Raw genomic sequence first — 15,797 nt, 5'->3', positions numbered from 1 at the left:
AGGCGAGGACGATGCCGACAAACGGCACCATCGGACAAGCAAAGAAAACAGCAAGACAAGGAGTTGCAGGATGACGTGGGAAGCAGTGATGGCGTGGTTCGACAATGCGCCCTGGGCGCGCATGGCCGGATCGCTGGCGATACTGATCGTGGCGGCCGCGCTGGTGCAGGCGGTCGCGCAGTTCGTGATCGTGCGGGTCGTACGCATCGTGGTGCAGAGAACGGCGAATCGTTGGGACGATGCGTTACTTGCGCATCGCGTCTTCCATCGGGCGGCGCGCATTCTTCCGTACCTCGTCATTCAGTTCGGTATCGCGTGGGTGCCGGATCTACCGGCGAAGGCGGTGATCGTCATCAGCAACGTGGCGCTCGCGACGACGCTGCTATACGCAACGCTTGCCATCCTCGGCATTCTCGACGCGGCCCAGACCGTCTATGCGATGTCGGAGCACGCGCGCACGCGATCGATCAAGGGGTACGTTCAGCTCGGCAAGATCGCGCTTTATGTCGTGGCCTCGATTGCCATTGTGGCGACCATCGTCGACCGCTCGCCGTGGTTGCTTCTCTCCGGGCTGGGCGCGATGTCGGCGGTGCTGCTGCTCGTGTTCAAGGACACGATCATGTCGTTCGTCGCAAGCGTGCAACTCACGTCGAACGACATGCTGCGCGTGGGCGACTGGATCGAGATGCCGCAGGTTGGGGCCGATGGCGACGTGGTGGATATCGCGTTGCATACGGTGAAGGTGCAGAACTGGGACAAGACGATCACGACGATTCCGACGTGGCGTCTGATTTCGGAGAGCTTCCGTAACTGGCGCGGCATGCAGCAGTCGGGCGGGCGACGCATCAAGCGCACGCTGTGCATCGACGCTGGCAGTGTCGGATTCCTGGACGCCGACGAGATCGCGCGGTTGTCGACGCTGAAACTACTGGGCGGCTATCTGTCGGAGAAACAGCGTTCGATGGCGGACGCTAATGCGGCATTGGGTGTCGCGGCGGACGTGCTGGCGAACACACGTCGTCTGACGAACATCGGCACATTCCGCGCGTACGCGCTGGCGTATCTGAAGGCGCATCCGAACATTCACGAGGGCATGACGTGCATGGTGCGCTCGCTCCAGCCGTCGGCAACGGGCATTCCGATCGAGCTGTACTGCTTCACGAACACGATCGTGTGGGCAGAGTACGAGCGCGTGCAGGGCGACGTCTTCGATCATCTGCTGGCCATCCTTCCCGAGTTCGGCCTGCGCATGTACCAGAACCCGGCCGGTGCGGATCTGATGCGCTGGGGGCAGCGCGACGCCTAATCGCATCGCCGTCCGAAGGCTTCAGGAAAATTCCGGAAAGCTTTGGCATCTGTTTACTTCGATGTGTCGCGCTGCGACGATATCCACGAATCCACGCAAGAGGGATGACGGGGTAATGATTCGGAGTGAGAGATGAACGACGACTATACGATTGAAGTAGTGTGGTATCCCAATGCTAACGCACGGGCTGAGGACTTTTGTGTCGACGACACTGAGGAAGAGCAGATTCAACTGCAGCGTTTCCCCAACGACGCGGATCCCGCAGAGGAGTGAATGTGCTGAAACGAGGTGAGATCTGGATCGCACGTTTCGATCCGGCAGTCGGATGTGAAATTGGGAAGACGCGTCCGTGTGTCATTTTGTCGCCTTCGCCGATGAATAAGCACACGCAAACCGTGATCGTGGCACCGCTCACATCGTCGGACGCCTCTCGATTCAGTGTCCCCACGACTTTTGGCGGACGTAAGGGCGCGATGCAGTTAAGCCATCTTAGATCGATGGATAGACAGCGATTAGTTCGACATACGGGGGCACTGGATCGGCATGCGTTGAGACGTGCCATGGCACGTCTGCGGAACGTCTTCTCTGAGGAGGCTGGCGAAGCTGGCGATTGATCCATTGCCGTGACGCAAGTCGTAAGATAAGAAAAGGGCTCCCGAAGGAGCCCTCATTCTTTCATCGTTCGTACAAGGATGTTGCGGGTGCCACGAGTGCTTCGCGCACCCTAAATCACACCTTAAACCGCCGACTCGTCCAACGTCGGGTAATCGACATAACCGCGTGCATCGCCACCATAAAGCGTGTCGCGATTCAGGGCGTTGAACGGGCCGCCGCGCTTGAGGCGTTCGACCAGATCCGGGTTCGCGATGAACGGCTTGCCGAAGGCGATCAGATCCGCGAGGTTTTCCTTGCGGGCTTTGAGTGCCAGTGCGAGGTCATAGCCGTTGTTCGCCATGAACGTGCCCTTGAAGAGGCGGTGCAGCTTCTGAAGATCGAAGCCACCTTCCACTTCACGCGGGCCGCCTGTCGCCCCTTCGACGACGTGCAGATACACGAGGCCGAAACGGTTGAGCTGCTCGACGGCGTACGTGAAGACCGGTTCCGGATTGCTGTCGCCGCAATCGTTCGCCGGGCTGATCGGCGAGAGGCGAATGCCTACACGGTCTGCGCCCCAGACGTCGACAACCGCCTGCGTGACTTCCAGCACGATGCGCACGCGGTTCTCGATGCTGCCGCCGTACTGGTCGGTGCGATGGTTTGTCTTGTCGCGCATGAACTGGTCTAGCAGATAACCGTTCGCCGCGTGGATCTCCACGCCATCGAAACCGGCGCGCTTCGCGCACTCGGCCGCATGACGATATTGTTCGATGATGCCCGGGATCTCGGACGTCTCCAGTGCGCGCGGCACCGGATGCGGCTCGAAGCCGTGCTCCGTGAACGCCTGACCGGCCGGTTGAATCGCCGACGGTGCGACCGGCAGGGCGCCCTCAGGTTGCAGCGACGGGTGCGAGATGCGGCCTACGTGCCAGAGTTGGCAGAAGATCTTGCCGCCCTTGGCGTGCAGCGCGTCCGTGACCTGCTTCCAACCGGCGATCTGTTCGTCAGTGTAAATGCCCGGCGTAAAGGCGTAGCCCTTGCCTTGCTGCGAGATGTTGGTGGCTTCGCTGATGATGAGCCCGGCCGATGCGCGCTGCGCGTAGTACTCGGCGACCATCGGGCCTGGCACGTCGCCCTGGCCGGCGCGGCTGCGCGTGAGGGGGGCCATGACGATACGGTTGCTCAGTTCGAGCGGGCCGAGCTTGTACGACGAAAACAGGTCGGTATCGAGCGCGGCGAGTGGGGTGTGTTGCGAGTCCGTCATTGCTGAAGGTCCTGTGAAAGTGGGGGTTGCTGTACTGCACAAAACTCGCACAGGTTACGGCAATTTTCCTGGCCTTGCTGACGACGCAATCGTCGCAACGGCCACCGCACCGCCATTAAAAAAATCGCCGCACTTCCTGCACCAAAACAGGGAGATGCGGCGAGTTGTCGTGGTATTTCAATGCGGGCGGGTTTTCGATCGATTCGTCGTAAATTTCGCGACTAATGGGCCGAAAACTCGCCAGATTCAGCCGATTCAGGCATTCGCCGCCACCGGACGCTTCGGCGCATGCGGGGCGATGCGCAACACCATAAACGCGCCGATGATGCACACGCCGCCCGAGAGCATCGAGGCCATCGTGTAGTTGCCGAGCGTTGCGCGCAGCGAACCGGCGACCAGTGCTGCTGTCGCAGCGCCAAGCTGATGGCCCGCCACGATCCAGCCGAACACGATCGGGGCCATGGTCTTGCCGAACACATCGGTCGTCAGTCGCACCGTCGGCGGCACCGTCGCGATCCAATCCAGACCGTAGAACAGCGCGAAGAGCGGAATGCCGAAGAAGTCGAAACCGAAAGCGTAAGGCAGATAGATCAGCGACAGACCGCGCAGTCCGTAGTACCAGAACAGCAGTACACGGCTGTTGTAGCGATCCGAGAGCCAGCCCGACGCCGTGGTGCCGATGAGGTCGAGAATGCCCATCGCTGCGAGAATGCCCGCGCCCTTCACCTCGGAGATGCCATAGTCGCCACACATCGCGATGAAGTGCGTGCCGAGAGCGCCGCCGTGAGCGGGTTGCCTTGCGTGAGTTGCACGTCGGGGGCGTCTTCCGGTGCCCCGACCGGACGCAGGCCGACCGACCCCGGACGTTCCGGCACGAGGATCGCGACTAGCGGCAGAACGATCGCCGCCACCGCTGCCACGATCAGCACCACCGGACGCCAGCCATAGTTTTCCGTGATCGCGGCCATGATCGGCAGGAACACCATCTGTCCGGTCGCCGAGCTTGCCGTAAGAATGCCCATCGCGAGGCCGCGGTGCGTGTGGAACCAGCGGTTCGAGACCGTGGCGGCGAGCGTCACGGCGGCGACACCGGTGCCACCGCCCACCATCACGCCCCAGATCAGCACCATCTGCCACGGTGCGGTCATGAGCGACGAGAGTGCTGTGCCCGACGCGAGCAGCAGCAGGGCGACCATGACCGTGGGACGGATGCCGAAGCGCTGCATGGCGGCCGCCGCGAACGGGCCGGTCAGGCCGTACAGCGCCAGATTGACGGAGATCGCCAGCGAAATCGTGGCGCGGCTCCAGCCGAAGTCGTGTTCGAGCGGCACCATCATGACGCTCGGCGTCGCACGAATGCCCGCCGAAGCGAGCAGGACCAGGAAAATCACGCCGACGACAATCCACCCGTAGTGGAAGCGTCCGTCGATGCGCCTTGCAAGTGCAGCCTTCATGGCGGAGATCCTTGCTGTGATTCGGTCTTGGTCGTCTTAAGGGGGATTAGACGGTTTTAAAGACCGAACCGGGAACGTTTGCGGGAACCGCACGGTCTACGTTCATCGATAGACTTGTGACTGAGCGGTAACATGAGGTTGCCATGTTATGAACCGATCGGTAACATGTCAAGTATTCCTTTTTGACGACAGGGCTTTTGCAACGCCCGCGTCAATGGCAAACCACAGTTCAGGGAGCGCCGGATCATGGCCAAATCGTCAACATCTTCCGTGCCCGTCGAGGCTGTCTCGCCGACCGGTGGGGCAGACGCGATGAAAGCGGGTGCCGATGTCGCGGCCGACGCTGCGGGCGAAAGTGCAAGCGCGACGTCCAATGCCACCCCCGCAACGGCCCGCCGCCGCAGTGCTGCGTCTCGTGCGGCCAAGCCGGGGCGGCACGTCACGCCCGCGCCGATTGCGCAGCAACACCTGCTCGACGCGGCCGTCGAGTTGTTCCATACGGAAGGGGTGCGCGCCGTGGGCGTGGACGCCGTCGTCAAGCGCGCGGGTGTCAACAAGATGAGCCTGTATCGCCAGTTCGCGTCGAAGGACGATCTGATTCTGGCGTATCTCGATCATATGCAGACGGCGAGTCTTGCGCGCATCGACGAGAGCATCGCGAAGCGCCCGGGCGAGCCGCGTGCGCAGATGTTGCAGATTTTCGTGGATCTGGCCCAGCGGGCGAGCCGCCCCGGCTATCGCGGGTGCCCGTTCGTCAATGTGGCCGCAGAATTCCCCGATCCGGACCACGCGGCGCGTCATTCGGTCGTGAATTACAAGGCGGAAGTGGTGAAGCGTTTCACCGCGCTGGTGACGGCTGCCGGTCTCGCGGAGCCAGCGCCGCTGGTCGATGCGCTGTCGCTGATTCTCGAAGGCGCGTATGCCGCGAGCCAGACCTTTGGGCCGGGCTCAGCGCCGCTGCGTATCTTGCCGACGGTGGCGCGTCAGATCATCGACGCGGGCATGGCGGGGGAGTTGAGCGCCACGTAACCACGGTGGCGAACATCGATTGAAATGACGACGCTAGGCGGACGGCCGTCGCCGATACGCGCCGACCGTCGTCACAATGCCGCAGACCTTAGGCCGCCAGCCGTTGCATCGCGACCGCAGCCGTGCCGCGTGTCATCGGCGCATTCGCCCCATCTGACGTCGCTGCACCGTTCATGCCGCCGTTCATGCGGAAAGCTGCCACCGCCTGATCGAGCGCACGCGCCTGATCTTCCATGGACGCAGCAGCAGCGGCTGCCTGCTCCACAAGCGCGGCGTTCTGCTGCGTGACTTCATCCATCTGCGTCACCGCACGGCCGACTTGCTCGATGCCGTGACTCTGTTCTTCCGACGCCGCCGAGATCTCTCCCATGATGTCGGTGACGCGTCGCACGGCCTGCACGACGTCGTGCATCGTCTGGCCCGCTTGCGCCACGAGCACCGAGCCGTCCTGCACGCGGCCGTTCGACGACTCGATCAATTCCTTGATTTCCTTGGCGGCGGCGGCGCTACGCTGGGCCAACGTGCGCACCTCGCCTGCGACAACGGCGAAGCCGCGTCCCTGCTCGCCAGCGCGTGCCGCTTCCACGGCGGCGTTCAGCGCGAGAATGTTCGTCTGGAACGCAATGCCGTCGATCACGCTGATGATGTCGACCACCTTGCCCGAGCTTTGCGAGATGCCTTCCATCGTGGCCACCACCTGATCCACGACCTGTCCGCCGCGCACGGCGATGGCCGAGGCGTTCTCCGCGAGCTGACTCGCCTGACGCGCGTTGTCGGCGTTCTGACGCACGGTCGACGTCAGTTGCTCCATCGACGACGCCGTCTCCTCCAGTGCGGCCGCTTGCTGCTCGGTGCGCGCCGACAGGTCCGTGTTGCCTTCGGCTATCTCGCGCGCCGCCAGCGTGATGGCGCTGGTGCCGCCGCGAATGCGTCCGATCATCTGCTGGAGATTGCCCTGCATGCGCTGCATCGCGTGGAGCAGGCTGGCGCCGTCGCCCTGACGCAGACGGACTTGCGTGAGCAGATCGCCGTCGGCAATGCGCGTGGCGATATCCGCCGCGTACTCCGGCTCGCCGCCAAGACTTTGCTGGACGTTACGGATGATGAGCAGCATCACGCCCGACACCGCCAGACCGATGACGGCGAGCATGGCCCCCCAGCGCAGCAGTGCGCCGATGAAGGCGGCATTGATGTCGTCGACGTAGACGCCGGTCGTCAGATACCAGTCCCAGGGCTGGTACACGCCCACGCGGCTGATCTTTTCGACGGGCTTGTCCGAGCCGGGCTTGGGCCAGAGATACGAGACGAACGGATCGTTGGTGCGTGCGGCAGCAACGATGTCCGAAAACATGAGCTTGCCCGACGGATCGCGGAACTGGCTCATATCCTTGCCTTCGAGCTTCGGATTGACCGAGTTCAGCACGATCACGCGCTGCGAGTTCAAGATACCGAAATAGTTTTCGCCGTCGTAGCGGATTGCGCCGATTTGTTCGCGGGCGGCCTTTTGCGCGTCCGCGACGCTCATTTCGCCGCGCTCGGCGCGTGCGGCGTAGTGCTTGGCCAGACTCAGACCGGCATCGACCACATGGGTCAGGCCCGCCCGACGCTCGGCCAGCATGGTGTCGCGCTGCGCCCATGCGCCCCAGATCGCCATCGCCAGCAGGCTGACCCACATCAACGCGACGGCAGACCACAACTTCGCTTTCAGACTCAATCGCTGCATTACTTCGTCATCCCCACTGATTCCGCTTTGGTGTTGCACATGCGGTGGCCGTACGTGACGGGGTTTCCCCATCCGAACAGTCCGGTTATCGGCATATTGATCGGTTGTCGGCACCCTCGAAAGAAGGTGCGGACCGAACGTGTGCTAACGGCAGTCCCGGGGAGGACTTGAGCTTTGCGGGGGCACGCAAACGCTTGCGAACCCTTGCAGCAGGCGGCGATTGGCCGTGTCAGCCGTGGATTACGACCATCAGGCCACGTGCGACCGACTTGCCGACGTTGCGAATCGCGTGGGCGCGGTCAGCGGGGTAACGGGCGGTCTCGCCCGGTTTGGCGCGGCGAGCGACGTGTTCGACCTCGATGTCGACCTGCCCGTCGAACACGGTGAAGTGCTCGCGTGTGCCCGGATCGTGCGGCTCGGAGACGAGCGCCGCGCCGGGTTGCAGCGTCAGTTCGTACCACTCGAATTTGCCCGCCAGCTCCATCGGCCCGAGGATTTTCAACTGATAGGCCTGTTCGGCACCCGCAAGCGTCGGCGTCTCATGTTTGCCAAAGATGCGTACCGGTTCCGGGTCGCCGGACGGCGCACCCAGCAACTGGTCGAGACGTACGCCCAGCGCGTTGGCGAGCCGCCAGGCCACGGCGATGGTCGGGTTGGCCTTGTCGCGCTCGATCTGGGAAAGCATCGACTTGGAGACGCCGGACGCGCGCGAGAGCGTCTCCAGCGTCATGCCACGGTCCTTGCGCAGTTGCTGAATCATGTCGCCGACGGGCGGCGGGGCGATCGGAGGCGCCGCAGAGGCTGCGGGAGTACTTGCCATATGAATTCCGGGATATTAGAATTTTTCAATATATTGAAACTAGTTCAATATAAAGTATAGTTTCCGATAAGTTGGATGCCGTGATGGCTGCATGGTAGCAGAGCGGGTTCGCCCTGCACTGCTGAAACCGCTGAACGCATAGGAGATGCGCACGATGACCGCACAAACCCCGGAAGCCCGCGAGGGCTTCTACCGTCAACTGACCGAACGACTCGAAGACACGCGCCGTCAGGGCCTTTTCAAGCAGGAACGCGTGCTCATGTCGCGGCAGGGGCCGGAGGTCATGTGCGACGACGGGCAGACGCGTATCAACCTGTGTGCAAACAACTATCTGGGGCTCTCCGGCAGCGAATCGCTCGTCAAGGCAGGGCAGAAGGCCCTGGAAGACTTCGGCTTCGGTCTGTCGTCGGTGCGCTTCATCTGTGGCACGCAAGGCCCGCATAAGGAGCTCGAAGCCCGTATCGCCGCGTTCCTCGGCACGGAAGACGCGATCCTCTACGCCGCAGCGTTCGACGCCAACGGTGGCGTGTTCGAACCGCTCTTCGACGAGCAGGACGCGATCATCTCCGACGCCCTGAACCACGCCTCGATCATCGACGGCGTGCGGCTTTGTAAGGCGCAGCGTCTGCGCTACGCCCACAACGACATGGACGACCTGGAGCGCCAGTTGCAGGCGGCGGCCGGGGCGCGTCACCGCATCATCGTCACCGATGGTGTGTTTTCGATGGACGGCACGATTGCGCAGCTCGACCGTATCGTGGCGCTGGCCGAGCAGTACGGCGCGCTGATCATGATCGACGAGTGTCACGCGTCCGGCTTCATGGGACCGACGGGACGCGGCACGCACGAGCATCACGGCGTGCTGGGCAAGATCGACATCATCACCGGCACACTGGGCAAGGCGCTCGGCGGGGCGATGGGGGGCTTCACGGCGGGACGTCGCGAAGTGATCGAGACGCTGCGTCAACGCTCGCGCCCGTATCTCTTCTCCAACAGCCTCGCACCGGCCATCGTCGGCACGTCGCTGGCGGTCTTCGACGAACTCGAACACTCGTCGTCGCGCCGCGAACAACTCCATGCGAACACGGCGTTTTTCCGTCAGGAAGTGGCGGCGCTGGGCTTCACGATCAAGCCGGGCACGCATCCGATCGTCCCCGTGATGCTGTTCGACGCCACGCTCGCCCAGAACTTCGCACAGCGTCTGTATGAACTGGGCGTGATCGCCACGGGCTTCTTCTACCCGGTGGTGCCGCAAGGTCAGGCGCGTGTGCGCGTGCAACTCTCGGCGGCGCATACCCGCGAACACCTCACCCGTGCGCTGGCGGCGTTCGCTCAGGCCGGTAACGAACTCGGCATTCTCAAGCAAGGTTGAACATGGAACGAATTCTCATCATCGGCGCCAACGGGCAGATCGGCAGCGAACTCGTCGAAGCGCTGGCCGCGCAGTATGGCAACGAGAATGTCGTTGCCACCGACATCGCCCCCGGGCCGTCGCGCCATCCGGTGCATTACGAAACGCTCGACGTGCTCGACGCGGCGCGTCTGACCGCGCTGGTCGAGCGCTTCGGCATCACCCAGATTTTCCATCTGGCGGCGCTGCTCTCGGCCACGGGCGAAACCCGTCCGCTGCAAGCCTGGACGCTCAACATGAACGGCCTGCTCAACGTGCTCGAACTGGCGCGCGAGCATCAGAGCAAGGGGAAGAACCTGCGCGTGTTCTGGCCGTCGTCGATTGCGGCGTTCGGGCCGCACACACCGGCAGTGGAAACCCCGCAGCTCGCCATCATGGACCCGACCACGATGTATGGCATCAGCAAGCAGGCGGGCGAGCGTCTGTGCGAGTACTACTTCACGAAGTTCGGGGTGGACGTGCGCAGCCTGCGCTATCCGGGCGTGATCAGCTTCAAGACGCCGCCGGGCGGTGGTACGACCGATTACGCCATCGACATCTTCCAGGCAGCCCGCCGTGGCGAGACGTACACGTGCTTCCTGAAGGAAGACGCCACGCTGCCGATGATCCATATGCCGGATGCCGTGCGCGCCACGCTGGAGTTGATGAATGCCGACGCCTCGCGCCTGCGCGTGCGTTCGTCGTACAACGTGGCCGGGGTGAGCTTCGACCCGAAGACGCTCGCCGCTGCGATTGCACGCCGCGTGCCGGGGTTCACGGTGAAGTACGCACCGGACTTCCGTCAGGCGATTGCCGAGACGTGGCCGCACACGCTCGACGACACGCATGCCCGCTACGACTGGGGCTGGAAGCCTGCCTTCGATCTGGACGCGATGGTGGACGACATGCTCGCCAATGTGCCGCTCGACTGGCACGCGCCCGCGTTGGGAAACGCGGCCTGAACGAGTGAAGGGCTGACGGTCGGTCGGGCGTCCGAAGGACGGCGCCAGCCCGACCGTGACGCTGTGGCGCTTACTTCGGGTGATGCACCGCGTAGTAAGCGAGTGCGGCGAGCACCGCACAGGTCACGGCGAACACGCGACGGCGCCAGCGGTAGGCGGGGGTGAAGCTGATGGCGCGTGCGCGGCCTTCTTCTTTGGAATGGTAGTAGCTCATATTGCACCTTCTCGTATCTGGTACACGGTCTTCGCCGCAAAGAGAACCTGCTCCAGCCTTTGTCCATGCGCCCCCCGGCACACGACACGCAGGTTCTGAGTCGATTATGCGACCGCACAAAAACGACCGCTAATCAGTATCTATACCGATAGGTGTGGCCTTTTTGACACGGTCTCCCATCGGCCGATTCGTTTCGACGAAGACCTCGAAAGCGGCCGAGCGCGTCGGTTTCGTCCTTTTTTCGTCCCTCTCCCCGCCTTGATCGTCAATCGCCACGGCCTGCTGGCCGGGGTTCCCTCTGCGGGTGCCGAGACATTGGCTCGACGAACGTATCTCTCGAAAATCGAGGTACGCAAAGAATCCACATTTCCCCGCTTGCGCCCCGCGAGACGCGCTGAAACAATGCCTGAAAACGGTGGCCACGCCGATGGCCACTTCCAACTCTTCGTTGCGATCACGCCTGGGGAGGGTCGTGCCATGACGTCGAACACGCGCCGCACCATCGTTTGCGGCTCCGGCGGTACTGTCTTCGGACGCACCGCATTAGTCGCTGCTGCTATTGCCGCTGCTGGCCTCGCCAGTCTCTTCGCGGCGAACGTCCATGCGCAGGAAGCCATGCTGCGCGCCAACAATCAGGTCTGGTTCGGTGTCGGTGCCCAAAGCCTGAACTACTGGGAAACCATCGCCCCCGGCAAGAGCGACTCCGAGAGCGGAACGACCGCAGCCTTTGCGTTGACGGCGTCCACGCAGCGGCAGTTGTTCGGCATCTCCAATCTGTACTTCAGCGGACAGGTGCGGGTCGCGCACGGCAATGTGAACTACGGCGGCTATCTGCAGGACGTCACCGGCCGGGTGATTCAGTCGAATTACGGGATGACCACGCGCTCGACGGCCACGGACGTCACCCTCAAAGCCGGTAAGGCCATTCCGTTCCATCTCGGGACGTGGAATGCACAGGTGATTCCGTACGTCAGCTACAGCTATCGCGACTGGATTCGCGACAGCAGCCGCGATCCTTACGGTTTCTACGAGCGCTACCGTCATCACGTCGTCGGGGGCGGCCTCATGGGGCAACTGGAGCTGACGTCCAAGCTCGTGGCGACGGCAGACATTCGCGCCGGTGCGATGGTCGGCTCGTCGATGACGCTCGCTGGCTCGCAGAACACCTTCAATCTCGGCAACAAGCCTGTCGTGGTGGCGGGCTTCGGGCTGGATTACGCGGTGGCGCGCAACTTCCACGTGAATGCGACCTACGAGTGGTCGCGCTTCCAGTACGGACGTTCCAGCGTCACGCAAGTCAGCCCCGGCGTGAATGCCTACGAACCCGACTCGAAGACGATCAACCAGACATGGATGATCGGCGCAGGCTACGCCTTCTGAGGCGCACGCACGCTCACGAAAGCGACAGTGGGAACGACAACGCCGCGCGGTCCGAGGGACTCGCGCGGCGTTGTGCTTTCTGGGATAGCGGTACCAGCGGTACTTAGGTCGCGCCTTCCACGTCCTCAAGACTGAACGTTTCCGTGTGGTCGTTGTACGAGAAGATCTCGGCGTAACGGCCCCAGTTGATCGCGGTCTCGAGCGTTTCCTGTGCGAGATCGTCCGACATCGAATCTTCCAGCTCCTGCTCGAAACGCACGCGCGGTGCACGCTGTCCGCGACGCTCCTGCAACACCGCACGAATCTTTGCGGCGAGCGGCACGTGGCGCAACAGGTGCTCGGCGAACAGCACCTTGCGCTCCTGCGTGCTGACGTCCACGAATCGCTTGCCTGCCGCAGTCAGCAGAATGTCGCCTTCCTTGAGTTCGGCAAAGCCCAGCTGATCGAGAATTTCGGCGACGGGGAAGAGATCGTCGACCTCCAGCAGCAGCGTTTGTGCGATATCGGGCAAGTCGGCGCGTCCGTTGTACGGCGGCACCGCCAGCGCTTCGAGCAGACCGGCCATCAGGTTGGTCGACACTTCGTGCAGCGGGCTGGAGAGCTCCAGCGGCATCTTCTGCGTGGTGTGGGCGTTGCGACGCGAGGTCATCAGCGCGTAGATGTCGTCCACCATCTTGCGGAAGGCGGGATCGAGACGGTTGCGGCGGTGCGGGAACGGCACCTTGATCTCGGCAACCACGCGGCCCGGATTCGACGACAGCACCAGAATGCGGTCGCACATGAACACGGCTTCCTCGATGTTGTGCGTGACGATCAGGATCGACTTGATCGGCAACTGACGCTGGCTCCACAAATCGAGCAGGTCGGTACGCAGCGTTTCGGCCGTCAGCACGTCGAGCGCGGAGAACGGCTCGTCCATGAGCAGCAGCGTGGGGTTGACCACCAGCGCCCGGGCGAAGCCCACGCGCTGGCGCATGCCGCCGGAGAGTTCGCGCGGATAGGCGTTCTCGAAGCCGTCCAGACCGATCAGGTCGATGGCCGCCAGTGCACGCTTGCGGCGCTCCTTCGGCTCGACGCCGAGTGCTTCCAGCCCGGCTTCCACGTTTTGCAGCACGGTGAGCCACGGGAACAGCGCGAAGGTCTGGAACACCATCGCCACGCCTTCGGGCGGGCCTTCGAGCGGCTCGCCCATGTAGCGGATGTCGCCCGAGCTGGGCTGAATCAGGCCAGCGATGATGCGCAGCAGCGTCGACTTACCCGAGCCGGAGCGGCCCAGCAGGCCAACGATCTCGCCTTCATGCAGTTGCAGGTTCACGCCGTCGAGGACCTGACGCTCGTCGCTGCCTTTGCGGAAGCCGCGACTGACGTTGGCGAGCGAGAAGATCTCTTTTCCGGTCATCGTTTGAGTATCGTTCGGCATCACGGTCCCTTCAATTCAGACGAAGCTTGTTTTCAGCGATGGCGTACATCGGACGCCACAGCAAACGGTTGAACAGCACGACGAACAGCGCCATGACCGCGATGCCGAGCAGAATGCGCGGATAGTCGCCTGCGGCCGTCGTTTGTGCGATGTAGGCGCCCAGACCGTGCGCGGCGACCTTGTCGTCGCCCCACTGCACGTATTCCGAGACGATGGACGCGTTCCACGCGCCGCCCGACGCCGTGATCGCCCCCGTCACGTAATAGGGGAAGATGCCCGGCAGCATGATCTGACGCCACCACTGCCAGCCGCGAATACGGAAGTTGGTGGCGGCTTCCTTGAAGTCGTTCGGGAAAGCGGTCGCACCAGCGATGACGTTGAACAGGATGTACCACTGCGTGCCCAGCACGATCAGCGGCGAGAGCCAGATGTCCGCATTCAGATGGAAGTGGACGATCAGCACCACGAAGATCGGGAACAGCAAGTTAGCCGGGAACGCCGCGAGGAACTGGGCGAGCGGCTGAATGCGCTCGGCGAGCTTCGGCCGCAGGCCGATCAGCACCCCCAGCGGCACCCAGACCACCGACGCAATCGCGATGAGCACGATCACCCGCACCAGCGTGATCAGGCCGAGGCCGAACACGCGCAGAATCTCCGGACCGCCGACTTCGCTCAGCACGAACGTGACGATCTTCCACGCGGCGAACACACCGAGCACCACGAGCAGCGCGGCCCATATCCAGTCGATCACGCGCGAGAGCGACGACTTCGACTCGGAGTGGATCGCGGCGGGCAGCGAGATCGGCATACGCATGCGGGCGATGGTGCGCAGCAGCTTGCCCAGCGGACGCAGCAGCAGCTGAATGGCGCGCGTGCGTTGAATGAGGTTCAGCACCCACGATTCGGGCGCGGCCTGCGAGACCGTGTCTTCCAGACGGAATTTGTCCGACCAGGCGACCATCGGACGGAACAGGAACTCGTCGTAAATGACGATGACCACGACCATCGCCAGAATCACCCAGCCCACGGCACCCAGATCGCGCTGGAGGATGGCCGTGGCGAGATACGCGCCAATGCCCGGCAGCGTGACCGTCTTGTCGCCCACGGTAATCGCTTCGGACGCCACCACGAAGAACCATCCGCCCGACATGCTCATCATCATGTTCCAGATGAGGCCCGGCATGGAGTACGGCACGTCGAGCTTCCAGAAGCGCTGCCACGGCGAAAGACGCAGATTCACTGCGACCTCCGCCAGATCGCGCGGCTGGGTACGCATCGACTGGTAGAACGAGAACGTCATGTTCCACGCCTGACTCGTGAAGATCGCGAAGATGGCGGCGCATTCGGCGCCGAGCACGCGTCCCGGAAACAGGGCGAGGAAGAAGGTGACGGTAAATGAGATATAGCCAAGCACCGGCACCGACTGAAGAATGTCGAGCATCGGTACCAGCAGCTTCTCCGCGCGGCGGCTTTTGGCCGCGAGCGTGCCGTATATCAGCGTGAAGATCAGCGAGGCCACCATCGCCGCGAGCATACGCAAAGTAGTGCGTAACGCGTACTCAGGCAGATTGGCCGGGTCCAGCGAGATGACTTCGGTATGCAGATCGGCCAGCGGGGCCCAGGTTTGTCGAATGCCCGACGAACTGACCATCAGAAAGCCGATGATGATCGGGAAAGCGATGAAATCCCAGCGGTTGGGCAGCAGGCGTCGCGCGGTGGCGGGGATGAACGGACGGGCTACGCGCGTCATCAGGACCTCGTTTGGATGAGGGTTCGGACGAACAACAGGGCTGAAGCGTCGTAGTGCAGCACGGCAGCGACGTTGCGCGTGTGCAGGGACGGCAGCGGATGCTACCAGATTGCCCCGTAAAAAGATGTTAAAGCGGCTGTCATACGTTGGCAAACCCCGTCGACGATGGGCGACTGTGGTTTTTATGCTGCACTGCGGGAAGTCTGGGTTTCGTCAGTCGATACCGATTTGAAGCGGCACTTTTGCGCTTTCAAAAATTGCGCTCTCAAAGGCGTTTATCGCTACGGCACATGCCTCTGCCCGAAGCCCGGTCGCACAAGGGAGATCGCGACAATTGGTTACGTTTAAGTGGTGAACTTATGAGAGGTTGCGCGGACCAATCCCCGCGGCTTGCTTCGTGCCGTGCGGTCGTGTAGTGTGCACCGCTTGCTCGGGCCACGGCGCCAGTCGCTGCGGGCGGTTTCCCCGCATGCGGTGTTCGTATGGCT

At 62.9% G+C, this 15,797-nt stretch carries 13 protein-coding genes and 1 pseudogene; 7 read left to right on the top strand and 7 right to left on the bottom strand.

Going from position 1 to position 15,797, the window contains the following annotated elements; all coding sequences use genetic code 11:
• The first annotated feature begins 70 nt into the window (after positions 1-70).
• From ACIQWO_RS22245 to ACIQWO_RS22235, 3 genes are all read left to right on the top strand, one after another.
• Positions 71-1,306 carry a mechanosensitive ion channel family protein gene (locus ACIQWO_RS22245; RefSeq protein WP_402828951.1) on the top strand — a complete coding sequence of 412 codons (1,236 nt, stop codon included), beginning with the start codon at positions 71-73 and terminating at the stop codon, positions 1,304-1,306.
• Positions 1,307-1,438: 132 nt separating this feature from the next.
• Entirely contained in the window at positions 1,439-1,579 is a 141-nt protein-coding gene (locus ACIQWO_RS22240; protein ID WP_402828949.1) for a hypothetical protein, read from the top strand.
• On the top strand, positions 1,576-1,920 hold the full coding sequence (locus ACIQWO_RS22235) for a type II toxin-antitoxin system PemK/MazF family toxin (RefSeq protein WP_402828947.1): 345 nt from the start codon (positions 1,576-1,578) through the stop codon (positions 1,918-1,920). The genes ACIQWO_RS22240 and ACIQWO_RS22235 overlap by 4 nt, the downstream gene beginning before the upstream one ends.
• A gap of 122 nt (positions 1,921-2,042) precedes the next feature.
• Here the strand turns inward: ACIQWO_RS22235 and ACIQWO_RS22230 are convergent, their stop codons facing one another.
• On the bottom strand, positions 2,043-3,167 hold the full coding sequence (locus ACIQWO_RS22230; protein WP_402828945.1) for an alkene reductase: 1,125 nt from the start codon (positions 3,165-3,167) through the stop codon (positions 2,043-2,045).
• Positions 3,168-3,422: 255 nt separating this feature from the next.
• Positions 3,423-4,621 (bottom strand): annotated as a pseudogene (locus ACIQWO_RS22225) (MFS transporter).
• A gap of 246 nt (positions 4,622-4,867) precedes the next feature.
• On the opposite strand from ACIQWO_RS22225, the gene ACIQWO_RS22220 reads away from it, so the two are divergent.
• A complete protein-coding gene (locus ACIQWO_RS22220; protein WP_402828943.1) occupies positions 4,868-5,650 on the top strand; it encodes a TetR/AcrR family transcriptional regulator in 783 nt (260 codons plus the stop codon).
• Positions 5,651-5,738: 88 nt separating this feature from the next.
• Here ACIQWO_RS22220 and ACIQWO_RS22215 read toward each other — a convergent pair whose 3' ends face one another.
• Together ACIQWO_RS22215 and ACIQWO_RS22210 are read right to left on the bottom strand one after the other, a co-directional pair.
• Positions 5,739-7,373 carry a methyl-accepting chemotaxis protein gene (locus ACIQWO_RS22215; RefSeq protein ID WP_402828941.1) on the bottom strand — a complete coding sequence of 545 codons (1,635 nt, stop codon included), beginning with the start codon at positions 7,371-7,373 and terminating at the stop codon, positions 5,739-5,741.
• 229 nt (positions 7,374-7,602) lie between these two features.
• Complete coding sequence (locus ACIQWO_RS22210) at positions 7,603-8,193, bottom strand: helix-turn-helix domain-containing protein (RefSeq protein ID WP_150575978.1); 591 nt, start codon at positions 8,191-8,193, stop codon at positions 7,603-7,605.
• A gap of 154 nt (positions 8,194-8,347) precedes the next feature.
• Between ACIQWO_RS22210 and kbl the strand changes: the two genes are divergently transcribed.
• Complete coding sequence (gene kbl / locus ACIQWO_RS22205; protein ID WP_233327507.1) at positions 8,348-9,565, top strand: glycine C-acetyltransferase; 1,218 nt, start codon at positions 8,348-8,350, stop codon at positions 9,563-9,565.
• Positions 9,566-9,567: 2 nt separating this feature from the next.
• A complete protein-coding gene (locus ACIQWO_RS22200) occupies positions 9,568-10,545 on the top strand; it encodes an NAD-dependent epimerase/dehydratase family protein (protein WP_402828939.1) in 978 nt (325 codons plus the stop codon).
• A 70-nt stretch (positions 10,546-10,615) separates the two neighbouring features.
• Here ACIQWO_RS22200 and ACIQWO_RS22195 read toward each other — a convergent pair whose 3' ends face one another.
• Positions 10,616-10,759 (bottom strand): hypothetical protein, encoded by a 144-nt coding sequence (locus ACIQWO_RS22195; RefSeq protein WP_157127442.1) that lies wholly within the window; start codon positions 10,757-10,759, stop codon positions 10,616-10,618.
• 477 nt (positions 10,760-11,236) lie between these two features.
• Here ACIQWO_RS22195 and ACIQWO_RS22190 point away from each other — a divergent pair, with 477 nt between their 5' ends.
• On the top strand, positions 11,237-12,139 hold the full coding sequence (locus ACIQWO_RS22190; protein ID WP_402828936.1) for a hypothetical protein: 903 nt from the start codon (positions 11,237-11,239) through the stop codon (positions 12,137-12,139).
• A gap of 103 nt (positions 12,140-12,242) precedes the next feature.
• Here the strand turns inward: ACIQWO_RS22190 and ACIQWO_RS22185 are convergent, their stop codons facing one another.
• Together ACIQWO_RS22185 and ACIQWO_RS22180 are read right to left on the bottom strand one after the other, a co-directional pair.
• The gene (locus ACIQWO_RS22185; RefSeq protein WP_233327510.1) at positions 12,243-13,559 is read right to left on the bottom strand and encodes an AAA-associated domain-containing protein; all 1,317 of its coding nucleotides are present in this window, start codon (positions 13,557-13,559) and stop codon (positions 12,243-12,245) included.
• 10 nt (positions 13,560-13,569) lie between these two features.
• Positions 13,570-15,309 (bottom strand): ABC transporter permease, encoded by a 1,740-nt coding sequence (locus tag ACIQWO_RS22180; protein ID WP_402828933.1) that lies wholly within the window; start codon positions 15,307-15,309, stop codon positions 13,570-13,572.
• Positions 15,310-15,797 lie beyond the last annotated feature (488 nt).

Origin of the sequence: Pandoraea sp. NPDC090278 (assembly GCF_044772185.1) — a bacterium.
In the GTDB taxonomy this organism is placed as follows: Bacteria; Pseudomonadota; Gammaproteobacteria; order Burkholderiales; family Burkholderiaceae; genus Pandoraea.
This window is presented reverse-complemented; position numbering and strand designations above follow the sequence as displayed.